The organism is Chitinibacter sp. SCUT-21, assembly GCA_041874755.1.
Classification (GTDB): domain Bacteria; phylum Pseudomonadota; class Gammaproteobacteria; order Burkholderiales; family Chitinibacteraceae; genus Chitinibacter.
Window position 1 is genome coordinate 3,134,370 of sequence record CP102611.1, and the last position, 25,166, is coordinate 3,159,535.

Sequence of the window (25,166 nt, forward strand, 5' to 3'; positions counted from 1 at the left end):
GGTTGATAAAAATGCCTAAGATAAAGGTAGTGGTGGTAGATGACTCGGCCCTGATCAGGTCGTTACTGAAAGAAGTGATCGATAAAGCGGGTGATATGGAGTGCGTAGCAACTGCGCCAGATCCATTAGTTGCTCGGGAGCTGATACGTGAACTAAATCCAGACGTAATCACCTTAGATGTTGAAATGCCCAAAATGGACGGACTCGATTTTTTGGCCCGCTTAATGCGTCTGAAGCCAACTCCCGTATTGATGATTTCTTCATTGACCGAGCAAGGCTCCGAAGTTGCGTTGCGAGCACTTGAGCTTGGTGCAGTTGATTTTATTGCAAAGCCAAAAATGAATATTGCGAGTAAAATCGAGGAATATTCTGAAGAGATTCGCGATAAAATTCGAATGGCGTCAAAAGCAAAAGTAAGAAGTATGGTTCGTGAACCGATTGCGCCAGTGGCACCTAGCAATACTGCGGATGCGGTTCTACCTAAAGTGTCTCGACCACTATTAAAATCAGAGAAATTAATTATCGTTGGCTCATCTACCGGTGGGACTGAAGCATTGAAAGAGTTTTTGATGCCGATTCCTCCTGATGCTCCGGCTATTTTGATTGCGCAACATATGCCTGAGTCGTTTACCAAATCATTTGCTAATCGTCTTGATTCGTTATGCAGAATATCTGTGAAAGAAGCTGAGCATGGCGAACGAATTTTGCCTGGGCATGCGTATATTGCGCCTGGTCATTCGCATCTTTTACTGGGTGTGTCTGGGGCCAACTATATTTGTGAGTTATCACAAGCGCCACCTGTGAATCGACATCGCCCTTCGGTTGATGTTCTTTTCCGTTCAGCTGCGAACATCGCGGGACGGAATGCTGTTGGTGTAATTCTAACCGGCATGGGTAAAGATGGTGCTCAAGGTATGTTAGAAATGCACCAAGCAGGAGCGCATAATTTTGCTCAAGATGAAGCAAGTTGCGTTGTGTTTGGGATGCCTAAGGAAGCCATTGCTGTTGGTGGTGTTCATGAAGTGGTGTCTCTAAAAGACATGACGCAGAAGGTCATGAATTGGATTGCTAATAATAGTAGCCGTGCGTTGCGGATTTAAAGGGTTTACATGACCTTACCGGTTTTAATTGTTGAAGATGATGATGATTTACGTGAAGCCTTAGTTGATACGCTAGAGCTTGATGGATATTTAGTATTAATTGCCGAAGATGGTCAATCAGCATTGAAAGTGATCGAAAGCCAACAAGTTGGTCTGGTTGTTTCTGATGTACAAATGCAGCCGATGGATGGTGAAGCACTGCTAGTTGAAATTAAGCAACGTTATCCGTGTCTTCCGGTTATTTTGATGACAGCGTATGGGGTGATTGAAAAGGCAGTCAGTGCTTTGCACGCTGGTGCAAGCCATTATTTACCAAAACCTTTTGAGCCTGCTGCGCTTTTAGAGCTGGTGGGGCGTTATTTGTTGCCAGATGTTGGTGAGGATCAACTGGTTGCTGAATCAGTTCCGATGCAGCAATTATTAGATGTGGCACGCAGAGCCGCTTTTTCTGATGCATCCATCATGCTCACTGGGGAATCTGGGGTTGGTAAAGAAGTGTTAGCGCGATTTATTCATCGCCATAGTGCTCGTTCGAGCAAGCCGTTTGTTGCGATAAATTGCGCAGCGATTCCAGAGCAATTATTAGAGTCCACTTTATTTGGGCATGAAAAAGGGGCTTTTACTGGGGCTGCAACTCACCATATTGGTAAGTTTGAGCAAGCGCAAGGCGGCACTTTATTGTTAGATGAAGTCACCGAAATGCCATTGCCACTCCAAGCAAAACTACTCCGTGTGCTGCAAGAGCGAGAGCTCGAGCGAGTAGGAGGGGTTAAGTCAATTGCCTTGGATATTCGGGTACTGGCGACTTCGAATAGGGATCTTGCATTAGAGGTAAAAGACGGGCGTTTCAGAGAGGATTTGTTTTATCGTCTTAATGTCTTTCCTCTGCAAATTCCCTCTTTGAGAGATCGAATTGACGATATATTGCCTTTGGCACGTAATATGCTTTCAAGGTATGCGGCTGTACAAAAGCGCCGAGTGCCTGTACTGCTAGAGTCAGCGCAAAATGCACTTACGCATCACACTTGGCCTGGCAATATTCGAGAATTGGATAATGTAATGCAGCGCGCCCTGATTTTAGCTCCTGGGGATGAAGTTGCCGCTGATCACCTTTTTTTGCCGCATCAGGCGGCAAAAATTGCCGGTGCAGTGGTCGATGCAGAACCTGTGCCCGTGAGCAGTAATATCAAGGATATGGAAAAAACCATGATTCTTGATGCTCTAAAGTCTGTGGGTGGGGTGAGAAAGGCTGCGGCAGAAAAATTGGGCATGAGTGAGCGAACACTGCGCTATAAACTAGCGCAATACCGTGAAGAGGACGGTAGTTTGCCAATTTAACACGACAAGGCGTAGGAAGTGCTTGCTGCAACAGGCTTGCGCCCCTACAATTTTGCAAGGAAGGTAGGTAGTCATGAGCGTGCAGGGAATCGATCAGCTGCTCGGTGAATTAAGATCAATGTCTGCATTGGCTTCAGGCCAAACGGTCAATCAGCCAACCGAAGTGCCTGGTGCACCCAAGTTTGCCGATGTACTGAAAGAATCTATTGATCAAGTTAACCAAGTATCGCAGGATGCTCAAGCTAAACAGGTCGCATTTCAATCGGGCGATCCTGATGCCAATTTGCAAGATGTGATGGTCTCATTGCAAAAGGCCAGCTTGAGTTTTCAAACCATGGTTCAAGTTCGTAACAAGCTCGTTACTGCCTATCAGGAAGTTATGAATATGCAGGTTTAACCTGCAGCACTGATAATCGGTAGGGTATGGCAGAAGCGGGCGTCGCAACAGATAACTCCTTGGTGACAGCAAGAAATATCGGCGGGCTTCGACAACGCTTCGATGCGTTGCCCCCTGGCCGCAAAATGATGGCGATGGTGATGGTCGCCGTAATAATTGCAGCTGTTGTCGGTTCTTTGCTGTGGTCGCGTGAGCCCGCTTACCGGATCCTCTTTACCAATCTGCCAGACAAAGATGGGGGTGCCATCGTTCAGTCGCTCGAGCAGATGAAAATCCCTTATAAACTCGATGCAGGCATGATTTCTGTTCCTGCGGAAAACATCTACGATGTACGACTCAAACTTGCTGCCCAAGGCTTACCAAAGGCGGGTAATGTTGGGTTTGAGTTACTTGATAACCAAAAGTTTGGTGTTTCGCAGTTTGCCGAGCAGGTCAATTACCAGCGTGCGGTTGAAGGTGAGTTAACCCGCTCTATTGAATCAATTTCTGCGGTTGAAAAAGCTCGAGTTCATTTGGCAACACCCAAACAAACCGTTTTTCTGCGTGACCAACAAAAACCATCGGCATCGATTGTACTCACTCTGCACCCGGGACGAGTGCTTGATGGTGGACAAGTGGCCGGCATTATTCATTTAGTGTCATCCAGCATTCCTGGCTTGCCAGTTGCAAACGTTACCGTGGTTGATCAGGACGGTAATCTGTTATCGCGCTCTGCCGATTTGAATTCGCGCGGTAATTTAGATCAGCGTCAGTTGCAATATGTGAGCCAAATCGAGCGTGGATTTGTTGAGCGGGTGCAAACGATTTTGGCCCCAATCGTTGGTAAAGACAATGTCCGTGCCGAAATTACCGCTCAAGTCGATTTTGCCGAAATTGAGCAAACCTCGGAGAGTTTTAAGCCTAATTCACCGCCTAATGCTGCTGCGATTCGAAGCCAGCAAACCAGCGATCAATCAGGGCGCTCTGGCGTCGATAACGCCATGGGGGTCCCAGGTGCGCTATCCAATCAGCCCCCAGGCGCGGCTGCAGCACCAATCACTGCACCGGTGGCGTCGGATGCGAGCGCAGTTGGCGTTAGCGTAGCGGCAAATACACGCAAAGACGCAACGACCAATTACGAAGTGGATAAAACCATCCAGCATGTAAAACAACCGGTTGGCATTGTAAAAAGGCTCTCTGCAGCTGTGGTATTAAACTATAAGGCTGGCAAAGATAAAGAAGGCAAAATTGCTTACGTGCCATTCACGGCAGCGGAGATGACGCAAATTAATAATTTGGTCCGCGAGGCGATTGGTTACAACAAAGATCGCGGCGACTCGGTCAATGTAGTAAACGCTGCATTTGCTGAATCTATGCCTTTGGAAGAAAAAGCGCTACCTGATAAAGCGTTGAATTACATCCAAGGTAACGCGATTGAAGTCTTGAAAATGTTCGTTATTTTTGTCGCATCGCTGTATCTACTGTTCTTTGTGGTACGGCCTTTGATGAAAGACCTTTCTCGTTCGCGTGAAGAGGCGCGCTCGGTTGAGCTCGACCTTGGAGAGCCAGGTGGCGGCAGTGTCTTTTCGATTGAAGGGGGCTCTGATGATAGTCCTGAAGAGCAAAATAAAATGGCTGCATTTGCTGATCTGTTGCAGCAAGCTAAGGAATTGGCCCGAAACGATCCACGTATGGTTGCGACTATTTTGCGTGAATGGATGACCCCACAAGACGATAAATCTAATCCGAACAAAGTGTCCTAAGCAGGAGCAATCATGGCTGCCAATTTAAATGAAGATGGCGTGCATAAAAGCGCGTTGCTGCTGATGTCGTTGGGTGAAGATGCTGCGGTCGAAGTATTTAAATTCCTAGGTCCAAAGGAAGTTCAAAAATTGGGTTTTGAAATGGCCAATATGAACTCCGTAACGCGCGATCAAATGGATGCCGTACTAGGTGATTTTATAGCCGCATCGCAAAATCGTGCCAATTTGGGCGCTGCAGATGAATATATTCGCTCGGTGTTGACCAAAGCACTTGGTACGGACAAAGCAGCCAACCTGCTCGACCGTATTTTGCAGGGCAATGACAACAACGGGATTGAATCGCTCAAATGGATGGATTCTGCTGCCGTTGCTGAATTAATCCGCAATGAACACCCGCAGATTATCGCGACCATTTTGGTGCATTTAGAGCCTGATCAATCATCCGAAATCATGAGCAATTTCTCTGAGCGCGTTCGCAACGATGTTCTACTTCGGATCGCCACCTTGGAAGGCGTACAGCCCGCCGCATTGAAAGAACTAAACGATGTTTTGACGCAATTGCTATCCGGTTCAGACAAGCTGAAGAAAAGCGCAATTGGTGGCGTGCAAATGGCGGCGGATATCCTCAACTTTATGGGCGGCGTGGTCGAAGCCTCGGCGGTGGCCAATATTCGCGAATACGATCCAGAGTTGGCACAAAAAATTCAGGACAAAATGTTTACCTTCGATAATGTCTTGGATATTGACGACCGTGGCATTCAGATCTTGCTGCGCGAAGTGCAATCGGATTCACTGATTATTGCGCTCAAAGGCACGAGCCAAGCGCTGCGCGAAAAAATCTTCAAAAATATGTCGCAGCGTGCCGCAGAAATGTTGCGTGAAGATCTGGAAGCCAAAGGGCCAGTTAAATTGTCTGAAGTGGAAGGCGAGCAGAAAGAAATTCTTAAAATCGTACGTCGACTCGCCGATGAGGGGCAGATTGTCCTGGGCGGTAGTGGCGGCGAAGGCATGATTGAGTAAGGATAAGTAGTGTCGGGTCATCCACGTCGTATTATTCCTAGCGAAGAGCTGACCGAGTTTCAGCGCTGGCAGTTTAATTCTTTACTCGATAAACCATTGGCGCCGCAGCCTGAAGCTGAGCCGGAATTGGCACAGACTCAGCCGCTTGAAATAAGCGAACCCGAGCCTATTGTTGAGGCGATTCCCGAACCTGTAGAGGCTTTGCAGAGCGAGGCCATTGCTAATGCGATGCCGTACCCCACGGCGGAAGAAATCGAAGCGATTCAGCATCAGGCGCATGAAGAAGGTTATCAGGCCGGTTTAGCCGAGGGGCGTGCTCAAGCTCAGCTTGAGTTACAGCAGCTAGGCCCCTTGTTGCAAAATATTGCCCAAGCCTGCCAGCAAAGCGAGCAAGTGTTGGCCGATTCCGTCTTGGAGTTGGCCTTATTGGTCGCCAAGCAAATGATCGGTGACGAGTTACGCCAACACCCAAAGCAATTATTAGTGCCGATTCGAGAAGCGCTCGCTGCGATACCCACTGCGACAAATCCAGCCAAACTCTACTTGGCGCCAGATGATTTGCAGCTACTACAGCACGATTTGCGCTATGAATTGCCGGAAGACGTGTGGCGCTTTGTTGCCGATGAACAATTAAGCACCGGCAGTTGCCGCATTGAAACGCCCAATACGCAGCTAGAGTTTTCGCTTGCTAGCCGCTGGAAGAAAATTATTGGGGTATTGGGCTCTAAGCAAGATTTAGATTTTTCTCTAGAGCAATACGGTAGTAGAGTACCTTTGGCTACCGAGCCTAATGATCTGCAAGCCGCAACTGAAGCTATTGCCCCCATCCCGCCCATAACGCCAGCAGACGAAGATGAACCCGACGCTTAAGTCGATTCAAGATTATTTGCGCGATTGCGGTTCGGCGGTGAAAACCGTCAAACCGTGGCTGCCTCGCGGCCGCTTGACGCGTGTTTCGGGTTTGGTGCTTGAAGCGGTTGGTTTGCGTCTACCGATTGGCGCTTCCTGCGATGTGATGACTCCCAGTGGCCACCCCGTAGAAGCGGTCGTCGTCGGCTTTCAAGAACAGCGGCTGTTTTTAATGCCCATCGCCGAAGTCTACGGTATCGAACCTGGCGCGAGCGTAATGCCGCGCGAAGAAGTCGCCGCATGGCGCCCCCAGTTTGGTCAACCGCGGCTAGAGCAGCGCCGCGCCGAAGATCATGGTCGGCAAGTGCCGGTTGGCTGGAATTTGCTTGGCCGAATTCTCGATGGTTTAGGTCGCCCTTTGGATGGCAAAGGCCCGATTAATAACGAAGCTTATTACCCTTTGTTTTCCCGCGCCTACAACCCAATGGATAGAGAGCCAGTCCGCACCGTGATGGACGTCGGCGTACGCGCGATTAATGCGATGCTCACCGTAGGGCGCGGCCAGCGTTTGGGTTTGTTTGCTGGCTCCGGCGTTGGTAAATCGGTGCTGCTCGGCATGATGGCGCGCTACACTGCGGCCGATGTGGTGGTGGTCGGCTTGATCGGCGAGCGTGGCCGCGAGGTGAAAGATTTTATCGAAAATATTCTGGGCGATGAAGGCCGGGCACGCAGCGTTGTCGTGGCGGCTCCCGCAGATACGCCGCCACTGCTGCGTTTGTACGGCGCGGCGTATGCGACGAGTATTGCTGAGTATTTTCGCGATCAGGGCAAAAATGTACTGCTGATTATGGATTCGCTAACGCGTTACGCCATGGCGCAGCGTGAAATTGCGTTGGCGATTGGAGAACCACCTGCAACCAAAGGCTATCCGGCCTCGGTATTTGCGCGCTTGCCGCAGTTGGTCGAGCGCGCCGGTAACGGTCGTGAAGGCGGCGGGTCGATCACCGCGTTTTATACCGTGCTGTCGGAAGGCGACGATCAGCAAGACCCGATCGCCGATAATGCGCGGGCGATTTTGGACGGCCACTTTGTCCTGAGTCGGCAATTGGCCGAATCGGGGCATTACCCTGCGATTGATATTGAGGCGTCGATCTCGCGGGTAATGCACGATATTATTAGCCATCAAGAATTCGAGATGGTGCGCCGCTTTAAATTTTTATATTCACGCTATCAGCGCAGCAAAGATTTGATTAGTGTCGGCGCTTATGTGCCGGGCTCTGATCCTGTGTTAGACGATGCCATCCGTCGCCATCCGAGCTTTGAAGCCTTTTTGCAGCAGTCCATTAACGAGCAAGAAGGCTATGAGGGCGCTAGAATGAAGCTGGCGCAATTATTCGCTCAATAAACGCTAGGCACTATCCCTTAATCATCGCTGGTATTTCTCGTGGCCGCTTTTCGTTTCGCCTTTTTATTGCAACTTGCGCAAGACGAGCGCGAGGAAGCCTCACGCGCCATGCAAACAGCGCAAGCCGCGTGGTTACTGGCCAAATCCAAGTTAGAACAAGTGGATGGTTTTCGCGCCGAATATCGCGCTCGTTTGGCCAATAGTGCTCAGGCAGGGATGTCGGTGGTGCAATGGCGCGATTTTCAATTGTTTCTGGCTAAACTAGACGGTGCTGCGGTGCAGCAGGGCGACGAAGTGGCGCGTCTCAGCCAAGAGTACGAGCGGCGTAAAGCCGATTGGCTGGCCTGCGAGAAGAAAGTTAAAGCTTTTGATGCACTGCGCGTGCGGCATGAGCAAAGCGAGCTTAAAAAAGAAAACCAGCGCGAACAAAAAATACTCGATGAATTTAATAGCCGCATACGACCCAATTCATCTGACGGTTAATAAAAAAGCCCCGCTATGGGGCTTTTAGTTTTTGGTATCCCCACCCCGACTCGAACGGGGATCTTTCGCTTAGGAGGCAAGTGCTCTATCCTGTTGAGCTATAGGGACAACCAGAAGCGGCATTCTACTTTTTTAGCGAAGCCGCGTCCAATCAATTACTTCGTCATTTCTTTTCTGCAATGCCACCGATTGAAAATGAAATTGGCATTTAAGCGACAACTTCGCTGATATTGCATGCAAATCAACTTAAATTGATTAGGCTCAGATCGTTTGTTTTCTAACTGTTCAAAATAGAAATTAATCCGATTGCCGTTTAGGCACATCAATGCCGAATCAATTGAAAGGAGTTTTGCATGTTACGCAGCACTAAAATTGTTTCAACCCTAGGCCCAGCTTCGAGTGATGCCGCAACGTTAGAACGTTTGGTGGCGGCTGGGGTGAATATGGTTCGGCTTAATTTTTCGCACGGAACGGCGCAAGATCATCTGGATCGCGCCGCCTTAGTGCGTGAACAAGCGAAGAAAGTAGGCCGCCCGATTGCGATTATGGTCGACTTGCAAGGGCCAAAGATCCGTGTTGGCAAATTTAAAAAGAACAAAATCGAACTCGCCAACGGGGCAAAATTTATTCTGGATGCCGCGTGCGAGCTCGGCGATCAAACGGTAGTGGGGCTGGACTACAAAGAACTACCTAACGATGTAGAGCCTGGCAATATTTTATTGCTCGACGACGGGAAAATTCAGCTAATCGTTGATGCGGTCGAAGGGCAAAAAGTATTTACCACGGTGCTGGTCGGTGGCACTTTATCTAATAACAAAGGCATTAATCGCCAAGGTGGCGGCCTAACTGCGCCTGCTTTAACCGCCAAAGACATGGAAGACATCAAAGTGGCGGCTAAATTGCACGCAGACTATGTCGCTGTATCATTCCCAAAAAGCGCGGCCGATATGTATATGGCGCGCACCTTATTGCGCGCTGCGGGTAGCAAAGCGCTGCTGATTGCCAAAATCGAGCGCACCGAGGCGATTGCGAATTTGGCCGAAATTTTGGAAGCATCAGACGGCATTATGGTTGCGCGTGGCGATTTAGCGGTTGAAGTGGGCGATGCTGCAGTGCCTGCGCTGCAAAAACGCATGATTAAAGCCGCGCGCCGCATGAATAAGCTGACCATCACAGCGACGCAGATGATGGAATCGATGATCTCTAGCCCAGTACCGACGCGTGCAGAAGTATCAGACGTGGCGAACGCTGTGCTCGACGGTACCGACGCGGTCATGTTGTCGGCCGAAACCGCATCGGGCCAATATCCGGTGGAAACGGTGGAGGCGATGTCGCGCATCTGCTTGGAAGCTGAGAAATCGCAGGATTATAAGGTGAGCAACGAAGCGCTGCTCGATGGCGAATATACCCGCGTCGATCAAACGATTTCGATGGCGGCTTTGTTTGCCTCAAACCATTTGAATGTCAAAGTGATTGCGGCCTTAACGCAATCGGGCTCATCCGCGTTGTGGATGTCGCGGGTGATTTCTGGTGTGCCGATTTATGCGCTCACGCCTGAGGCCGAAACCTATAGCCGCTTGTCATTATTCCGCGATGTTGAACCGGTGATGCTCTCGCACGATAATACGGATCGTGAATCACTGCTGGTTCGTGCTGAATTAGAAATGCTGCGCCGTGGCATTGTGCAACCCGGTGATTTAATCGCCTTCACCTTTGGTGATGTGGTTGGGATGTTGGGCGGCACGAACTGCCTGAAAATTATTAAAGCAGGTGAAGCACAAAAGTTAGCAAAGTAAAAATTGAAGTGAAATTGACGTGAATAAAAAGGCCGCTGAAAAGCGGCCTTTTGAATGGTATATCTTTGTGTTCCTTATCTATCAAGCTATATAGGGCAATACCCGTTAAACTTTAAAGCGACCAAACATCTCACGCAAAAAGCCAGCGAGGTGATTCAATTGAGCAACTGAATCATTTGCGCGGTGCAAGGCGGCATCAGATTGCTGCATTTGGCTGGTAATATTTTCCGCGCTTTGCGCCATCATTGTCGTTGCGTCTTGCTGCTCTTTAGTCGCGTGCGCGATTTCGCTCATTTTCTCCATCACTTGGCTCATATTGCGGCGAATATCGACGATTTTTTCCGCGGCTTCATTCGACAAACTCACACCTGATTGCACCGCCCCCAAGGTCGATTCCATATTGCGAACCGCTTCGTTGGTCTCGCCACGGATACCATCAATCATGCCAGTGATTTCCAGCGTGGCCGTACTGGTACGCTCGGCCAATTTACGCACCTCATCAGCCACCACGGCAAAGCCTCGACCTTGTTCACCCGCACGCGCGGCCTCAATGGCAGCGTTAAGCGCCAGCAAATTGGTTTGGTCGGCGATTTCTTTAATTACTTGAATAATGCCGCTGATTTCTTGGCTGCGCTGGTTCAGGCGATCGAGCAGGGTTGATAGATCGCGAACTTCGCTCGCTGATTTGCCCACTTCGGTCGCTACTTCGTTCATTGTTTTGGCCGAATCAGCCGACAGAGCACCGGTATTGTTAACCAAATCGTTCGCTTCACCTGCATTGTCCGCAATGTGGCTAATGCTGACCGTAATTTCTTCGATTGTTGCAGCATTGGTTGCTGCCATGTCTGATAAAACGCGAGAATCGTCAGAGAGAGTATTAATCACCTGATTAATCTGCTGAACCCCGGTAGTGAGGTTTTCGGTCTCTTTGCGCAAATCGCTAAACATGGTGCGCAAACGAGCGGTAAATTGATTGAATGCTTTAGCGGTTTGGGCAATTTCATCATCGCCTTCAATTTGAATTTGACGGGTTAAATCGCCTTCGCCCTGTGAAATTTCCACCATCCCTTTGCGTACGCGTTCCAAACCAGACAACATGCGATTCACAAGGTAGCTCGCCAATGGAATCACGATCACCAAAATTACCAATAATGTGCCAATCGCCATCCACAGCAATTGTTGCAGTGGCGCCAATGCAGTGGCTTTGTCGATCACCATGACCATATACATGTCAGAGCCTTCGACCGATTTGGCGAAAACAAATTTGCCCTCACCATTAATATCTGTTTCGAAGAAGTCTTGGCTTTTATCTATATTCGCTAGGATGTCGGCGGTCAATGCTGTGCTTAATTCGCTGAGTGGTTTGAGCACTTTGCTTTGATCCGAGTGGACCAAAATCGTACCTTGTTTATCCGCCAAAATCGCATAGCCATTGCCCGTCATCTTAATGCTGAGAACATCTTTTACAATGGCATCCAGGAAAATATCAGAAGAAACTACGCCAAAAAGTTGACCATCTTTCTTTACGGGGGCGGCAAAGGAAAGAGTCAGTAGTTTTGTCCCCGCATCAATATACGGCGGAGTCATAATCGCTTTATCTTCTTTAACTGCTTGTAAATACCAAGGGCGCCCTGTGGGGTCATACCCCGGTGGCAGCTTCATATCCTTGGTGTAAAACATTTGCTTGTCGGTTGTACCTAAATAGACAACGTCAAAACTAGAACTCCGCACAGCCTGATCAATACTCACTTGAACATCATTGGTTTTTTCCAAAGCTTGCGCTGTTGAACCTAAAATCAATTTTTTCTCATGAATCCAGTTACGCAGCATGACGGTGTAGCCGGTTTCCACGCCGATAATCTCGTTGCGCAAACCGGTATTAATCATTTCGTTGCGCATTTTGCTGTAAGCACCAATGGTGAGAAATGTTGCTACCAGCAAGATGAGAATCGCGATAAAAGCAATAAGTCGCAGGCGTAAAGACGAGAACATGGTGTGACCCCTTGTGATCAAACTATTTTACTTCTGTATCGGTTTGATATCGGCCAAATCAGGCTGGGCTAAAGGGGCTTGGTCAATATTTTGCGGCAGGCATAATGGCCAAAACCCTTACGAAAAAATAGATCAAGAAATTGATTTATTCAATCAAGGGTTTAGCAAAGTAAGAAAATAAACTGACATTAGGTGCGGTTGCAGCGCAGTACTCCCGGTACTTCTTGTAGGCGAGCGAAAATGCGCTGTAATTGCTCGCTATTACGAATTTCAATGGTAAAGGCAATGCGCGCGCGACCATCCCTCACTTGCATATTGGCCGCACTGACGTTGATTTTTTCGCGCGACATAATATCTGTTAAATCACGCAATAAATTAGCGCGCTCTTGCGCTTCAACGGCAATATCAACGGCAAATACATGGCCACTCGTGGCCAAATTGCCCCAGTCGGCACGAATCAGTCTTTCTGGCGCCTCAGCAGCCAAGCGTTTTAGCGCCGTGCAATCGCAGCGGTGTATAGAAATGCCACGCCCTTTGGTCACATAACCCATCACCGCATCCGGTGGCACCGGTTTGCAGCATTTGGCCAGCATCGTCATCAGTTTATCGATACCTTCGATCAAAATGCCTTCGCCATACTGCGTGGCGCGTGCCGCTCGGACATAATCTTCGGGTGTTTCAGGCGTGACGGTTTCAGCTGGGCGCAGCGCATCGCTAAATGCAAGGTTGAGCTCGCGCAGGCTGACTTCGCCTTGGCCCAAGGCGATATGCACTTCGTCTATCGTTTTGTAACCTAAGCGTGTAGCGATTAATTCTTGATTAAGCTGGCTGGCACCTGCCCGTGCCGATTCTTTTTCATATAGGTTTTTGCCTGCTTCAATCGCCACATCAAGGTTTTGCTGTCTTACCCAATGGCGAATTTTTTGCGCTGCACGATGGCTTTTTACATAGCCTTGATGCAACCAATCTAGACTAGGCCCACCTTCTTTGGTCGACAAAATCTCAACGCGTTGGCCATTTTCTAGCGCGGTATACAACGGCACAATTTGTCCGTTGATCTTCGCTCCACGGCAGCGGTGGCCTAAATCGGTGTGTAAGTGATAGGCAAAATCAACCGGTGTGCTGCCTTTAGGCAGCGAAATCACACGGCCAGCTGGCGTTAACACATAAATCGTGTCTTCAAATAATTCGGCTTTAAACGCGTCGGTAAATTTGTCGTCAGTGGCAACGTCTTCGCGCCAATCAAGCAGTTGGCGCAGCCAAGCGATTTTTTCTTCATAGCGCGCATCGCCTTGCCCACCTTCTTTGTAGCGCCAATGCGCCGCGACGCCATATTCGGCGTGGTCGTGCATATCAAAAGTGCGAATCTGCACTTCAACCGCTTTATCTTGTGGGCCTATCACTGCGGTGTGAAGGCTGCGATAGAAATTACCCTTCGGCTGCGCAATATAGTCGTCAAATTCGCCCGGAATCGGCTGCCACAGATTGTGCACAATGCCGAGCACGGTGTAGCAATCCTTCACGTCGTCAACCAGCACGCGCACCGCGCGAATGTCGTACAGCTCCGAAAAATCGAGCTTCTTTTTCTGCATCTTTTTCCAGATGCTGTAAATATGCTTAGGTCGCCCCATTAAGTCGACGTGCGTTACGCCGGCTTTGGCCAGCTCGGCGCGCAGCGTGCTCAACACTTCGGCAATAAAGTGTTCGCGATCGACGCGGCGCTCGAGTAGCAGTTTGGCGATTTTTTTATACGTGTCGGTGTGCAAAAAGCGAAAACCGAGGTCTTCCAATTCCCACTTGATTTGCCACACGCCCAAGCGGTTAGCCAAGGGCGCGAAAACATCGAGCGTTTCCTGCGCAATTTTGCGGCGACGCTCTTCTGAAATTTTGGCGATGCTGTGCATCGTTTGCGTGCGCCACGCCAACTTGATCAATACCGCGCGGATGTCTTCAACCATCGCTAGCAGCATTTTGCGCTGTGCTTCAATTTGCTGCGCGTAGTCATCTGCCTTGCTGGTGGCGGGTTTGGCCAGCGAGCGCAATTTACGCACTTTGCTAATCCCGTCGACCAGCGAGGCTACCGTGCGACCAAAGCGCTTATCAATCGCTTCGGCTGATTTCTCGACGAAATCTGGAATGCAAAACAGCAGCGCAGCAATCACCGCATTGGCGTCCATGCGCAAATCAGCGACGATGGATGCGCTGGCCACAGCATGCAAAAACAGCGATTCGTCAGTGTCCGGGTTTAACGCCGCGCCATAAACCTCGCCAATCCAATCCAATGCTTCGCGCAGACGCGCGATTTCATTGGGCGGATAGCGTTCGGCCAAGGCCGCCAGCCAGCGATCGGGATCTGCGGCTTCGGCAATCGATTGAGCGAGCGGGCGGGTGACTGCAACCATAATTAATCAGCGGTCCTTGGCTGGAACGATCTATATTTTAGCGATGATTGAATTTTGCCCAATTTAACCGGTCTGTCATAGCTAAATTAACGCGAAAATTTACAAATGCCTCGAAAACACTTGCGTCGGTGGTTACCTGACCAACACACCTTACATAAAAACGTTTTTTTAAGCCGCTTTGCGCATTGGTTTGAACATCCTAATTTATGGCACCTTAATCGCCGTTCTGTCGCCGGTGGCATGGCCGCGGGTATGATCGGCGGTCTGATTCCGGGTCCGCTGCAGGTTATTACTGCCTCGGTATTGGCGCTGGTGTTTCGGGTGAATTTGCCCGTGGCGATCTTTGCCACTTTTTATACCAATCCGTTTACGATTGCGCCGATTTACTGGGTGGCGTTTTTGCTGGGCTCTTGGGTGACTGGTCAAGATGGCGGCGCAACGATGGCGCAGATGCCGTCGTTTATGGATTTGGCTTTTCTAGATTGGATTGCCGCGATGGGCTTGTGGGTGCAATCCTTGGGCATGCCGCTATTGGTTGGTTTGCCGCTATTAAGTATTTTGCTGGCGATTGCCGCTTATGTGTTGGTGCAAGTGTGTTGGCGAGTATGGGTGTATTGGGCGCTACGCAAGAAAGCAAAACGCCCACGGGGCAATACCTGATGGTGTATATGAAGACCGCTTAATAATTCGTCGCCGCCAATTGAATTTCGTCTTGCAGTCTATGCATTAATTCCAAACGCGTTGGCGCAATCTCACCCGCCGCTACGGCGCTCAGCACCGCGCAGCCAGGTTCTTGGCGGTGGCGGCAATTACTAAAACGACATTGCCCCACGTGCGGCGCCATATCGGCCATTAAATGCGGCAGCGACTCGGCGCGCATATGTGCCAAACCAAATGATTGCAAGCCGGGCGAGTCGATTAACTCAGCACGTGCATTCAATTTGTATAGTTGCGCATGCGTCGTCGTGTGCTTGCCCGAATCCAGCGCCAGCGAAATATCGTTGACCCGCGCATTTGCGTCCGGAATCAGCGCATTGGTAATTGTCGATTTACCCATGCCCGATTGGCCGACCAACACTGAAATCTGGCCATCCAGCCACGGCAATAGCGGGCTTAGGTCTTGTTTGGCCGAAATCTCAACCACCGGATAATCAAAGCGTTTGTAATAGGCCAAGCGCTCGCGCGCGGCTTCGCTTTCGGGTAAATCGCATTTATTCAGGCAAATCACCGCGCGGATATTGGCGTCAGCAGCGGCGAGCAGGGCGCGGCCGATCAGCTCGTCCGAAAAGCTTGGCACCGATGCGACGACGATGATAATTTGCGTCACGTTCGCCGCGATCAATTTGCTTTTCCACTGATCGGAGCGATACAGCAGCGTTTTGCGCTCAAGCGCCTTATTAATCACCGCTTGCTCGGCGTTGATAATGTCGATCGCGACATAATCACCGCAGGCGTAATCGGTTTTTTTTCCGCGGGTGGAGGCGGAAAGGCGGCGGCCATCGTCGAGCTCAACGATGTAAACCTTGCCATAGCTGGTAACAATGCGGGCGGTAGTAGCAGTCATGAAGCCTTGTGGGTCTACGCCTTCAATTTGTCGACTCGGGCGGCGCAGATAAAATCATTACGGGAAAGGCCGCCGGCTGAGTGGGTGTTCCAAATCAGCTTGCAGCGACCAAAGCTTAAATCCATCGCAGGATGGTGGTTTTGCTGATGCGCAATATACGCCACCGCGTTTACAAAGCTCATCGTTTCATGAAAATTGCGAAAACGAAACGTTTTTTCTAATGAGCCGTTCACGATAATCCAGTCTTGCAAATCGGTGGCAAGCATTTCAGCCGCCACCTCGTCGAGTTTCTCGGCTTTTTCAATACAGCTTTCTTGTGCTAAAGACATCATCGCTACTCCATCCGCGCAATAAGTCGTTCTAGCACGGATGGCGCACGATGTAAGTCTTTATGCGTTTAAACGGCGTAATGCGGCAATACGCAGGCTCGCCGGTGGGTGGCTATCGTAAAACATACTGTGCAGCGGGTCTGGCGTTAAGGTCGATGCGTTGTCGCGATACAGTTTGACCAGGGCAGTGACCAAGTCTTCACTTGAGCCACCTGACTGAGCACACACTTTGGCCGCATACGCGTCAGCCTCGTATTCGTGCTTGCGTGAGGTGATCGAACTAATTGGCGACAAAATAAAGGTAAACACCGGCAACACCATAAAGAACAACAGCAGAGCGGCGGCGGTGCTTGGCGTACTCACGCCCAAACCTTGGTAAAACCATGGCTGAGTTTTTAATACGCCCAATAGCCACAGCAGGCCCAGCATCAGCGCAAAAGTCCAAACCAAGCGTTTGACGATATGGCGGTGTTTAAAGTGGCCCAATTCGTGCGCCAGCACCGCTTCCACTTCAGCCGGTTCCAGATGCGTGAGCAGCGTATCGAAAAAGACGATGCGCTTTGATTTGCCAAGGCCGGTAAAGTAAGCGTTGCCGTGGCTAGAGCGCTTGCTGCCATCCATCACAAACAGGCCATTGCTTTTAAAACCGCAGCGCGCCAATAGTGCAACGATACGCTCTTTCATTGCGCCGTCTTCCATTGGCACAAATTTATTAAATAGTGGTGCAATAAAGGTTGGGAACACCCACATGAGGGTGAGTGAGAACACCAGCCAAGTTGCCCACACATACAACCACCACATCTCGCCCATTTGCCCCATTAGCCACAAAATTGCGGCCAACAGCGGCAGGCCAATGATGGCGCCGATACAGGTCGATTTAATTAAATCGGTGATAAACAGCTTGGCGCTCATCTGATTAAAACCAAAGCGTGCTTCAATCACAAAAGTGGAAATCAGCGAAAAGGGCAGGCTGATGAGAGTGCTGAACACGGCCAAGCTGCCAATCAGCGCTAAACCTTGCGCCAGTTCAGACTCAAACCACGGGCTGGTCAGTTGCGATAGCAACTCAATGCCGCCACCCACAGTAAAGGCCACCAAGACCATGGCATCAAAAATATTGCTGAACATACCAAAGCGCGTTTTGGCTACCGTATACGCGGCCGCTTTGCCATGCGCATCAAGCGTGATTTGCTCGGCAAATTCAGCGGGAACCGCTTTGCGGTGTTTGCGTACATGGTTGATGTGCCGCATTGCGAGCCACATTTGTAGCAGCACGCTGCTCACCAAGGCGAATAAAAATAGAATTGAAAATTGATGGGCAGTCATGGTCTTGCGCTAAAATGAGGTCTTTACGTAATTCAAGTGAGTAAGTATGCCACAAGACCAGAACCACCTCATCTGGATCGACATGGAAATGACGGGCCTAGAGCCAGAAACTGACCGTGTCATCGAAATTGCCGTGGTGATTACCGATAGTCATTTGAATATTGTCGCCGAAGGCCCGAGCCTGGTTGTGCATCAAAGCGATGCGGTGATGGACGCGATGGACGAGTGGTGCACCAAGACGCATGGCAATTCGGGGCTGACCGCCAAAGTGAAAGCATCGACTTTGTCTGAAGCTGAAGTTGAAGCGCAAGTGATCGAATTCATCAGCCAATACTGCCCGAAAGGCGTGTCGCCCTTATGCGGCAACTCGGTCCATCAAGACCGCCGCTTTTTGGTCAAATACATGCCCGAGCTGGAAAGCTGGTTCCACTACCGCAATCTGGACGTCTCAACGCTAAAAGAATTGTGCAAACGCTGGAAGCCCGAAGTGGCCAAGCAATTTAAAAAGCGCGGCGCGCACACCGCATTGGCCGATATTCTGGAGTCGATCGACGAGCTGAAATTCTACCGCGACAACTTCATCAAGTTGGCGGGCGAGGGAGTGGATGTTGCGCTTTTACAGACTGAAGAGGATGACGCCTGAGGCGGTGTGATTCGCAAGTGACAGCTCGTCTCATGTGGGCGAGCTGGTTTGGCATAACAGTCTGACCATAAAGATTTTGACTTTCGATGATAAATTTCCCCGCTCCTTTTTCCCCCGAAGTTGAAGCCTTAGCGACCGAGATCGGTCAGTTATTACTCGCGCGTGGCGAAACGCTCTCGACGGCTGAATCGTGCACTGGCGGTTTAATCGCCGCAGCGATTACCGAGATCGCGGGTTCGAGCGCATGGTTTGAACGCGGTTACATCACCTACGCCAACCACGCCAAAGCCGAGATGCTCGATGTTCCGCCGGCTTTTATCGACGGCCTTGGCGCGGTGAGCGAGCCTGTGGTCGCGGCAATGGCGCAAGGCGCAGCAAGCAATGCCAACGCCCGTTGGGCAATCGCCGTTTCGGGGGTCGCAGGGCCAAGCGGCGGCAGCGCCGAAAAACCAGTTGGTACGGTGTGGCTCGCTTGGGCAACCCCAAACGGAATCGTGACGGAGAGGCAGGTATTTGCTGGTGATCGAACTCAGGTAAGGGCTGCCACGGTATACCGGGCGTTGTATCGTTTGGCTGAACTGATTAAAGCGGCGCATTAATGTCGCGCGCGCAACGCCTGCTCGATTTATTGCAATTATTGCGCATGCATCGCTTTCCGGTGGCAGGTAGCGAATTGGCTGCGCAATTGGGCATTAGTTTGCGCACGCTGTATCGCGATATTGCCACGTTGCAAGCGCAGGGCGCGCAGATTGAAGGCGAGGCGGGATTGGGTTATGTGCTCAAACCGGGCTTTACATTGCCGCCGCTGATGTTTAGCCCAGAAGAATTGGATGCGCTGGTGCTGGGCTTGCGCTGGGTAGCCGAGCGCGCTGATGATGATTTGCAAAGTGCAGCTCGCCAGGCCAAAGCCAAAATCTCCGCCGTATTACCCGCTACCTTGCGCCATCAATTAGATCACTCGCCGCTGCTGATTGGCCCCAACGAAATCGCAGAGGGCAGCCATGATTTTCTGGCGGAAATTCGCCTCGCAATCCGCGAGCAAACCAAGTTAGCAATTCGATATTCCGACTCGAAAAGTCAAGCCAGCGAGCGTATCGTGTGGCCGCTGGCCTTGGGATTTTTTGATCAGGTGCGCATTTTGATTGCTTGGTGCGAGTTACGCGCGCAATTTCGCTGCTTTCGCACCGACCGCATTCATCAGCTCTTGACGGCCGAAACCCGCTATTCCACCCCGCGGCAGCAATTATTGCAGCAATGGCGTGAGCAGGAAGGTATTGCCAATTCTTAGATACTGCTGACATTTTCTGACACTAGCACCCCCTATGATGGCGACACGCTCAAACGCAGCCAGGTGGCGCGTAGCGTTGTGGAGAGAAACAATGTTGGCACCCAATTTGGTTTTGTATTACGTCGAAAATGTCGCGCGCAGCGCTGCCTTGTATGGCGAATTAATGGGCAGCGCGCCGATTGAACAATCCGAAGGGTTTGCGATGTTTAAGCTCGCCTCTGGCATGATGCTGGGGTTTTGGGCTAAGGCGACGGTTGCCCCGCCAGCAGCGTGGCAGGGTGCGGGCGGTGAATTGTGTTTTGCCGTCGCGGATGAGGCACTGTTGCAGCAACATTTTGTCGCCTTGCAAGCCAAAGGCCTGACGATCGCGCAAGAAATTACCGAGATGGAGTTTGGCCGCACTTTTGTGGCGCTAGACCCTGATGGACACCGTCTGCGGGTCTATTTCCCAAGCTAATCTTTGTATTCAACGACGTAGTGATAATAATCGCTACGGAAAAATGAATAGCTCAATTCTAGCGGGATACGACCTGCTAGATAGCTCACTCGGGTCAGCCGCAGCAGCGGCTGGCCGGGGTCAAAACTGCACCATTTGGCCATGTCTTCATCGGCATAATCGGCGTCAATTTCTTCGGTGGCAAAATCGATAACCAAATCGTGCTCACGAAAATATTGGTACAGCGAGTCTTCGATTTGCTGCGGGTCGGGCACCAAGCGCTCAGGCATGGCGCTGACTTCATAGCCAATCACGATGCCATCGGCGATGCGCAAGCGTTGCAAGCGGGCGACGTTTTCCCCGGTATCAAGTTGCAAGCGCCATTGCTCATCAAGGCTAGCTTGGGTGATGACGCGTTCGATCCACGTAGAGGACGGCGTAAAGCCTCGTGCTTTTAGTAGTTCACTAAAGCTGCTGAGTTTACCAATTGGTTGATCAAGTCGTGGGGTGGGGTAAAAAAAACCATCGTCACCTTTGCGTATCCAATGCTGGCTGCTTAATAAACGCAATGCCATGTGGATTTCAAGCGCAGGCACATCGACATAAAAAGCAAATTCTTCTACCGTTGGTAGCGCGTGATTGGGAGGCCAACGACCGCTGATCACGGCCTGCCGCAATAACTCAAAAAATTGAATAAGACTGGGTTTATGGCTGGTGGGGGATGGCTTTAACTGGCTAAGGTCGATGCGGGCTTCGTTCCCCGTGCTTGACTCGATAAATTCTTTTTCTGAACGATCCATACCCACCTCCAACAGGCGCGAAGCCTTATTTGGCGAGTATAGTTTGCCGCTTGTGGGGGCTTTTTTTAATCCTTTCTTGAGCAGATAAGCGGCAGTTTTGGAGCGGTTTTACTCGATTTATCTGACGCTAATTGGCTTGGGTATTGCTCTGAATGTTCAGTTATTGTTTGTTTTTAAAGATATACCCTACATTTGCTTGAACTGTGCTGCATGGCTACGACTCAAGGGCAAAACTTCATCGCTGCCTTTTAAATGCACGCGCTGGCGGCCGAGTAGGTCGCGATCGATTTTGGCAATCGCTGGCAGGCAAACAATATACGCGCGATGAATTTGCGCGAAGCGCTGCGGATTGAGTTGCGGCAGCAATTCTTTGAGTGAAGTACGAATTAAATGCCGCTCAGTGGCGGTGATAATTTCGGTGTATTTTTCATTGGCTTGAAAATACAGCACTTCGTCGCAAGAAACTAAACGCGTGGTTTCACCCAAACCGGTGGTGAGCCAGCTTAAATAGCTGGGCGCATTGCTTAAGCGCTGTACTTGTTGCAGCAAGCTGGCCAAATCCAGCGCTGGCGCGGCACTTGCCACGCTGCGCTGTAATTTACTCACGCATTGGGCCAGGCGCGTATCGCTCACCGGCTTGAGCAAATAATCGATCGCATTATTCTCAAACGCCGCCACCGCGTATTCATCGTAAGCGGTAACAAACACCACGCGGGTGTTGTGCAATGAACTGGCTACTTGCAGCCCGGTTAAGCCTGGCATTTGAATATCTAAAAACGCCAAATCAGGCTGCAGGCGATTCAGTTCCGCACTCGCTTCAACGCCATTTTTGGCGATAGCGACAATCTCTAGCTCGGGCCACAATTGTTTCAAGCGTTCGGCCAAAGCTTGGGCCAGTAGCGGTTCATCATCGGCAATCAGGGCGCGCGTCATACCTGGCTCGCTGTTAGAGTTTGATAGGGGAAAGAGAGTTGGGCGATAACGCCATGTGGCGCATTCGGCGAGAGTTGCAACTGGCCTTGCTCACCGTAGAGCGTAGTCAGCCGGCCGCGCACATTGGCAAGGCCAATGCCGCTGCTGCCGCTGTCTTTTAAGCCTTGCCCGGTATCGCTAACGCGCAAAATCAGGTTTTGCGCATCAGGGCTCAACTGGGCAGAAATCGTGATTTGTCCGCCGTCGATGGCCGGTTCAATGCCGTGTTCCAGTGCATTTTCGACTAAGGGTTGCAGCAGTAGCGGCGGTAGTTGCGCCGTGAGCAGTTCATCGGGGATGTCGATTTGATACTGCAAACGCTCGCCTAAACGAATTTGGCTAATGCTGAGTAGCGCGCGGATCAGCGCCATTTCATCGGCCAAACTGGTTTGCGCTTGGCGCGTGCGCGATAGACTGGCGCGCAAGTAATCATTTAGGTTTTCCAACATGATTTTGGCGCGCGGCGCGTCGATGGAAATCAGGCTATGAATATTGGCCAAGGTATTAAACAAAAAGTGCGGCTCGATCTGCGCCTGCAGCATCGCCAATTGCGCGCTGATTTCGGCTTGCTTGGCCTCGGCTTGTTGGCGTTTGGCGGTTTCGAGCTGGTTTTTGTACGACAGCGAATGATAAAAAATCACAAAAAACGCGCAGGCAACAAAGGACACAATCAGCGAAAAAGCAAAACCGCGCCATTGCACTTCTGGCTTTTGCAGCATGTAGCCAAATACATCTGGCGCGCCAAGCCAATGCGCTACTTTAAAGCCAAGGAAAACGCCAAGGATGACTGAAGTGGGCGTGCGCCAGTTCCAGCCCATGCGTGGTGTACCCCAGCTCAGTAGGTAATGCAAAACGCCAATGCTAAAGCCGATGCAGTGTGAAATCAGCAGGTTTTGCCCAAAGCTGGCTGGGCCTTCAAGTACGGTGAGCGACAGCGCGATAATCGTATTGATCAGCAAAAGCAAGCCGATCTCACGCTGCCAGCTGAAATTGGGGAATTGCGCTCGGGTGGAAAATAAAGCCATGCTTTCACTCAAAAATAATATTTCAGCAGCGCCTGCACGCTCGATTTTTGCGGCAGAGCGCCAAACTGGCTGCCTGCGTTGCCTTGCTGGTATTGCCATTGCAGCGCGATATCGGCTTGCGAAAAGCGATAGCGGGCTTCCAGCCAATATTGTCCGCTGTGATCGACCAAATCGTGGCGCAGCATGGCGCTTAAATCAAAACGCCGCCACAGTGCATTATTCCAGTTCGCCAGCATAAATAGATTATGTTGCGTTGGATTGTCTTGCAGATGAAACACGTATTGCCGGTAAGCCCAGTATTTTTGCGGCTGGCTGGCCAATACCTGCCATTGCTGGTGATTGGCCGCAGCTTGGTTGTATTGATATTCCAGCGTTAGGCTTAAATCGATTGGAAAGGTATAAGTGCCGCCTGCAGCTAGGCGAGAATAAAACTGCGCCTCGCTCGGGTTTTGCAGCGCTTGGTCGAGCAAGCTGCGCGCTTGTCCGCCGCTGTATTCACCATGCATTGTTAGGGCATCGCCGACTAAAAAACTGATATTTGCGCCGATTTGCGGCGCTTGGCCTTCCTCGCCAAACAGCAAAAATTGTGGTGTAAAGCCGTTAAACCATTGCTGGCTGAGCGCCAATTGCCAGCGCGAACTGGGGTTGCTGGCACCCCAATCCAGATCAAACGCTGCTGTGTTGCGCCTGTCGCCTAGTTTGGGCGAATATAATGCGCTGATCGCGCCGCCATCCCACAAATACTGCCCCCGCAGCATGCCACTGCCCAGCCGATTTTCACGCAGGCTGGATGGCTCAATCGATACCAAGGAGCGCACCGCGCCGACTTTAAAATAATCGGTCGGGTTGTAACCATACGCCATGCCATTGCGCTGATTGACGCGCCCCAGATCTATAATCAGCTCAGGTTGGGCTTGCCAGCTGAGATACGCTTCTTTCAAGGTATTAATCTGCTCGTCTTGCCCGCTTTGCCAATTCAGGTCTAGCCGATTGGCCAGTACCGCGCGCCACGCCGGATTAATTTGATAATCAAAGCCCAGATCAATCGATATACGTTGTGGGTATATATCTTCCTGAGTATTTCTGTAATTGACTAGACCAGACATACCCTCGATGAATAATTGCCAAGGGCGAGCTTGCTCGCTCGTCTGGGCGGTGTGATCGGCCAAGGCGAGCGCGTCCAAATCATCGGCGGCCCAGCTGTGGCTTAAACACGCCCAATACAAGCAGACCCCTAAGCTGGTGAAAGTCGTTTTGCTCATGATGCAGGACTAAAGCGCGGTAGGTAATCGCGTTGCAACCAGCTTTCTGGCACGTCGCGGTAGGCAAAATCGCTGCTGCGCATCACTGTTACCCATTTCGGGTCTAGCCCGTCAATAATCACGGTTTCGGTCGGGCGCTCTTTGCCCAATTGCGCTTTGTACTGGCGGTAGTAGGCGGTTTTCAGCAGCCGATCACTGCTGGAGTAAAACTTGGCTTTGATCGGGCGCTGATTCTCGCGATCGATCCAGTATTCGATACGGTGATACGTCACTTCGTTATTTTTGGCTTTTAGATTCAGTAAATAGCTACTGCGTTTTTGCTTTTCACCGTCTTGGATTTCTTCTTCTCCGGCCAATTGTGCTTGATAATCGAGCGCCAAATTCACCGACATCACATCGCCATTGGCCGCTTGGCCGAGCAGGCGTTGTTGCGGCGAAATGCGCACGCTGGCTTTGCTGGCTGGGTCAAAAAACCATAAATCATTGCCATTTTTCAGCATTAATTTACCGCTATCGCGCTGCGGCGCGACAAAGCGGATCAGGTTGCGAAATTGCCCGCTGGTTTTGTCGGCGCGGGCGTAGATCGCCAGCGTGGAAGTTTCTTGCTGTTTGCCATCTTTGTATTCGATCAAGGTCACCGTTTGGCCAAACGATTGATCCGGGTTGCGAATGGCGTCGCTCGCCGCCAGCAGGCTTTGTGCTGACGGGGCTGTGGCGTTGAGATTGGCCGCTGGTGCTGCCAGTGCCATGTGAGCCAGTAGGGCCAGCCCCAAGGCGCAGCTAGGTCGGTTTAGCGCTTGCATTACACATGCTCCTCGTCTGAGCGGCGATTCAGTAAACGGCTGACGCCTAGTGCGATCAAAATGAGCGGCCACCACGTGGCGAGTAAATTCATCAGCCCCGGCCACCAGCCAAGATTCACACCAAGAAACAAAATACCGATGGTCATTAAAATAATTGAGCTACGCATGATGATTCTCCTGATGGGTATATTGAT

25 protein-coding genes and 1 tRNA gene are annotated in these 25,166 nt (G+C 50.8%); 14 read left to right on the plus strand and 12 right to left on the minus strand.

Annotated features, from left to right (window positions below):
• Positions 1-11 precede the first annotated feature (11 nt).
• The 8 genes from NT239_14645 to fliJ all read left to right on the plus strand — a co-directional run bounded on the left by NT239_14645 (position 12) and on the right by fliJ (position 8,334).
• Positions 12-1,100, plus strand: a complete 1,089-nt coding sequence (locus NT239_14645) for a chemotaxis response regulator protein-glutamate methylesterase (GenBank protein ID XGA70984.1) — start codon at positions 12-14, stop codon at positions 1,098-1,100.
• Positions 1,101-1,109: 9 nt separating this feature from the next.
• Positions 1,110-2,438, plus strand: a complete 1,329-nt coding sequence (locus tag NT239_14650; protein ID XGA70985.1) for a sigma-54 dependent transcriptional regulator — start codon at positions 1,110-1,112, stop codon at positions 2,436-2,438.
• 73 nt (positions 2,439-2,511) lie between these two features.
• Positions 2,512-2,835 carry a flagellar hook-basal body complex protein FliE gene (fliE, locus tag NT239_14655; protein ID XGA70986.1) on the plus strand — a complete coding sequence of 108 codons (324 nt, stop codon included), beginning with the start codon at positions 2,512-2,514 and terminating at the stop codon, positions 2,833-2,835.
• Between the two features lie 26 nt (positions 2,836-2,861).
• On the plus strand, positions 2,862-4,577 hold the full coding sequence (fliF, locus tag NT239_14660; protein ID XGA70987.1) for a flagellar M-ring protein FliF: 1,716 nt from the start codon (positions 2,862-2,864) through the stop codon (positions 4,575-4,577).
• A 12-nt stretch (positions 4,578-4,589) separates the two neighbouring features.
• Positions 4,590-5,597: a flagellar motor switch protein FliG gene (gene fliG, locus NT239_14665; GenBank protein ID XGA70988.1), complete on the plus strand. Its 1,008-nt coding sequence runs from the start codon at positions 4,590-4,592 to the stop codon at positions 5,595-5,597.
• A gap of 9 nt (positions 5,598-5,606) precedes the next feature.
• Entirely contained in the window at positions 5,607-6,467 is an 861-nt protein-coding gene (locus NT239_14670) for a FliH/SctL family protein (protein XGA70989.1), read from the plus strand.
• A complete protein-coding gene (fliI, locus tag NT239_14675) occupies positions 6,451-7,851 on the plus strand; it encodes a flagellar protein export ATPase FliI (GenBank protein ID XGA70990.1) in 1,401 nt (466 codons plus the stop codon). Before NT239_14670 ends, fliI begins: the two co-directional genes overlap by 17 nt.
• A gap of 39 nt (positions 7,852-7,890) precedes the next feature.
• A complete protein-coding gene (gene fliJ / locus NT239_14680) occupies positions 7,891-8,334 on the plus strand; it encodes a flagellar export protein FliJ (GenBank protein XGA70991.1) in 444 nt (147 codons plus the stop codon).
• Between the two features lie 32 nt (positions 8,335-8,366).
• On the opposite strand, the gene NT239_14685 is transcribed toward fliJ, so the two are convergent.
• A tRNA-Arg gene (locus NT239_14685) sits at positions 8,367-8,442 on the minus strand.
• A gap of 245 nt (positions 8,443-8,687) precedes the next feature.
• Between NT239_14685 and pyk the strand changes: the two genes are divergently transcribed.
• The gene (gene pyk / locus NT239_14690; GenBank protein XGA70992.1) at positions 8,688-10,130 is read left to right on the plus strand and encodes a pyruvate kinase; all 1,443 of its coding nucleotides are present in this window, start codon (positions 8,688-8,690) and stop codon (positions 10,128-10,130) included.
• A 105-nt stretch (positions 10,131-10,235) separates the two neighbouring features.
• Here pyk and NT239_14695 read toward each other — a convergent pair whose 3' ends face one another.
• Positions 10,236-12,122 carry a methyl-accepting chemotaxis protein gene (locus tag NT239_14695; GenBank protein ID XGA70993.1) on the minus strand — a complete coding sequence of 629 codons (1,887 nt, stop codon included), beginning with the start codon at positions 12,120-12,122 and terminating at the stop codon, positions 10,236-10,238.
• Between the two features lie 188 nt (positions 12,123-12,310).
• Positions 12,311-14,524: a bifunctional (p)ppGpp synthetase/guanosine-3',5'-bis(diphosphate) 3'-pyrophosphohydrolase gene (locus NT239_14700; GenBank protein XGA70994.1), complete on the minus strand. Its 2,214-nt coding sequence runs from the start codon at positions 14,522-14,524 to the stop codon at positions 12,311-12,313.
• Positions 14,525-14,629: 105 nt separating this feature from the next.
• Here NT239_14700 and NT239_14705 point away from each other — a divergent pair, with 105 nt between their 5' ends.
• Positions 14,630-15,184: a DUF2062 domain-containing protein gene (locus NT239_14705; protein XGA70995.1), complete on the plus strand. Its 555-nt coding sequence runs from the start codon at positions 14,630-14,632 to the stop codon at positions 15,182-15,184.
• Between the two features lie 19 nt (positions 15,185-15,203).
• Here NT239_14705 and rsgA read toward each other — a convergent pair whose 3' ends face one another.
• Genes rsgA through NT239_14720 form a run of 3 tightly spaced genes read right to left on the minus strand, consistent with a single transcriptional unit; the run spans position 15,204 to position 17,743 of the window.
• The gene (gene rsgA / locus NT239_14710; GenBank protein ID XGA70996.1) at positions 15,204-16,088 is read right to left on the minus strand and encodes a ribosome small subunit-dependent GTPase A; all 885 of its coding nucleotides are present in this window, start codon (positions 16,086-16,088) and stop codon (positions 15,204-15,206) included.
• A gap of 14 nt (positions 16,089-16,102) precedes the next feature.
• A complete protein-coding gene (locus NT239_14715) occupies positions 16,103-16,420 on the minus strand; it encodes a 4a-hydroxytetrahydrobiopterin dehydratase (protein XGA70997.1) in 318 nt (105 codons plus the stop codon).
• A 57-nt stretch (positions 16,421-16,477) separates the two neighbouring features.
• A complete protein-coding gene (locus NT239_14720) occupies positions 16,478-17,743 on the minus strand; it encodes a M48 family metallopeptidase (GenBank protein ID XGA70998.1) in 1,266 nt (421 codons plus the stop codon).
• Between the two features lie 46 nt (positions 17,744-17,789).
• Here NT239_14720 and orn point away from each other — a divergent pair, with 46 nt between their 5' ends.
• The 4 genes from orn (at position 17,790) to NT239_14740 (ending at position 20,131) form a co-directional block, all read left to right on the plus strand.
• Positions 17,790-18,386, plus strand: coding sequence for an oligoribonuclease (orn, locus tag NT239_14725; protein ID XGA70999.1), 597 nt, complete (start codon positions 17,790-17,792; stop codon positions 18,384-18,386).
• An 86-nt stretch (positions 18,387-18,472) separates the two neighbouring features.
• The gene (locus tag NT239_14730) at positions 18,473-18,985 is read left to right on the plus strand and encodes a CinA family protein (protein XGA71000.1); all 513 of its coding nucleotides are present in this window, start codon (positions 18,473-18,475) and stop codon (positions 18,983-18,985) included.
• Positions 18,985-19,674: a YafY family transcriptional regulator gene (locus NT239_14735; GenBank protein ID XGA71001.1), complete on the plus strand. Its 690-nt coding sequence runs from the start codon at positions 18,985-18,987 to the stop codon at positions 19,672-19,674. Before NT239_14730 ends, NT239_14735 begins: the two co-directional genes overlap by 1 nt.
• Positions 19,675-19,765: 91 nt before the next feature.
• Entirely contained in the window at positions 19,766-20,131 is a 366-nt protein-coding gene (locus NT239_14740; GenBank protein ID XGA71002.1) for a drug:proton antiporter, read from the plus strand.
• On the opposite strand, the gene NT239_14745 is transcribed toward NT239_14740, so the two are convergent.
• The 6 genes from NT239_14745 to NT239_14770 all read right to left on the minus strand — a co-directional run bounded on the left by NT239_14745 (position 20,128) and on the right by NT239_14770 (position 25,139).
• On the minus strand, positions 20,128-20,910 hold the full coding sequence (locus NT239_14745) for a GntR family transcriptional regulator (protein XGA71003.1): 783 nt from the start codon (positions 20,908-20,910) through the stop codon (positions 20,128-20,130). The genes NT239_14740 and NT239_14745 overlap by 4 nt on opposite strands.
• Positions 20,911-21,096: 186 nt before the next feature.
• Positions 21,097-21,843 (minus strand): LytTR family DNA-binding domain-containing protein, encoded by a 747-nt coding sequence (locus tag NT239_14750; GenBank protein ID XGA71004.1) that lies wholly within the window; start codon positions 21,841-21,843, stop codon positions 21,097-21,099.
• On the minus strand, positions 21,840-22,907 hold the full coding sequence (locus NT239_14755; GenBank protein ID XGA71005.1) for a histidine kinase: 1,068 nt from the start codon (positions 22,905-22,907) through the stop codon (positions 21,840-21,842). The genes NT239_14750 and NT239_14755 overlap by 4 nt, the downstream gene beginning before the upstream one ends.
• Before the next feature lie 8 nt (positions 22,908-22,915).
• Positions 22,916-24,169 carry a hypothetical protein gene (locus tag NT239_14760; protein XGA71006.1) on the minus strand — a complete coding sequence of 418 codons (1,254 nt, stop codon included), beginning with the start codon at positions 24,167-24,169 and terminating at the stop codon, positions 22,916-22,918.
• Positions 24,166-24,972, minus strand: a complete 807-nt coding sequence (locus NT239_14765) for an outer membrane lipoprotein-sorting protein (protein XGA71007.1) — start codon at positions 24,970-24,972, stop codon at positions 24,166-24,168. Before NT239_14765 ends, NT239_14760 begins: the two co-directional genes overlap by 4 nt.
• A complete protein-coding gene (locus NT239_14770; GenBank protein XGA71008.1) occupies positions 24,972-25,139 on the minus strand; it encodes a DUF5668 domain-containing protein in 168 nt (55 codons plus the stop codon). Before NT239_14770 ends, NT239_14765 begins: the two co-directional genes overlap by 1 nt.
• Positions 25,140-25,166: the final 27 nt, after the last annotated feature.

Coding starts and splice junctions, on each gene's coding strand:
- fliI (XGA70990.1), top strand. CDS start 6,451: ATGAACCCGACGCTTAAGTCGATTCAAGATTATTTGCGCGATTGCGGT.
- NT239_14770 (XGA71008.1), bottom strand. CDS start 25,139: ATGCGTAGCTCAATTATTTTAATGACCATCGGTATTTTGTTTCTTGGT.
- NT239_14650 (XGA70985.1), top strand. CDS start 1,110: ATGACCTTACCGGTTTTAATTGTTGAAGATGATGATGATTTACGTGAA.
- NT239_14735 (XGA71001.1), top strand. CDS start 18,985: ATGTCGCGCGCGCAACGCCTGCTCGATTTATTGCAATTATTGCGCATG.
- rsgA (XGA70996.1), bottom strand. CDS start 16,088: ATGACTGCTACTACCGCCCGCATTGTTACCAGCTATGGCAAGGTTTAC.
- NT239_14715 (XGA70997.1), bottom strand. CDS start 16,420: ATGATGTCTTTAGCACAAGAAAGCTGTATTGAAAAAGCCGAGAAACTC.
- fliE (XGA70986.1), top strand. CDS start 2,512: ATGAGCGTGCAGGGAATCGATCAGCTGCTCGGTGAATTAAGATCAATG.
- NT239_14695 (XGA70993.1), bottom strand. CDS start 12,122: ATGTTCTCGTCTTTACGCCTGCGACTTATTGCTTTTATCGCGATTCTC.
- NT239_14760 (XGA71006.1), bottom strand. CDS start 24,169: ATGAGCAAAACGACTTTCACCAGCTTAGGGGTCTGCTTGTATTGGGCG.
- NT239_14765 (XGA71007.1), bottom strand. CDS start 24,972: ATGCAAGCGCTAAACCGACCTAGCTGCGCCTTGGGGCTGGCCCTACTG.
- pyk (XGA70992.1), top strand. CDS start 8,688: ATGTTACGCAGCACTAAAATTGTTTCAACCCTAGGCCCAGCTTCGAGT.
- NT239_14730 (XGA71000.1), top strand. CDS start 18,473: ATGATAAATTTCCCCGCTCCTTTTTCCCCCGAAGTTGAAGCCTTAGCG.
- NT239_14750 (XGA71004.1), bottom strand. CDS start 21,843: ATGACGCGCGCCCTGATTGCCGATGATGAACCGCTACTGGCCCAAGCT.
- NT239_14720 (XGA70998.1), bottom strand. CDS start 17,743: ATGACTGCCCATCAATTTTCAATTCTATTTTTATTCGCCTTGGTGAGC.
- NT239_14645 (XGA70984.1), top strand. CDS start 12: ATGCCTAAGATAAAGGTAGTGGTGGTAGATGACTCGGCCCTGATCAGG.
- NT239_14700 (XGA70994.1), bottom strand. CDS start 14,524: ATGGTTGCAGTCACCCGCCCGCTCGCTCAATCGATTGCCGAAGCCGCA.
- NT239_14740 (XGA71002.1), top strand. CDS start 19,766: ATGTTGGCACCCAATTTGGTTTTGTATTACGTCGAAAATGTCGCGCGC.
- fliF (XGA70987.1), top strand. CDS start 2,862: ATGGCAGAAGCGGGCGTCGCAACAGATAACTCCTTGGTGACAGCAAGA.
- NT239_14745 (XGA71003.1), bottom strand. CDS start 20,910: ATGGATCGTTCAGAAAAAGAATTTATCGAGTCAAGCACGGGGAACGAA.
- NT239_14755 (XGA71005.1), bottom strand. CDS start 22,907: ATGGCTTTATTTTCCACCCGAGCGCAATTCCCCAATTTCAGCTGGCAG.
- fliG (XGA70988.1), top strand. CDS start 4,590: ATGGCTGCCAATTTAAATGAAGATGGCGTGCATAAAAGCGCGTTGCTG.
- orn (XGA70999.1), top strand. CDS start 17,790: ATGCCACAAGACCAGAACCACCTCATCTGGATCGACATGGAAATGACG.
- NT239_14705 (XGA70995.1), top strand. CDS start 14,630: ATGCCTCGAAAACACTTGCGTCGGTGGTTACCTGACCAACACACCTTA.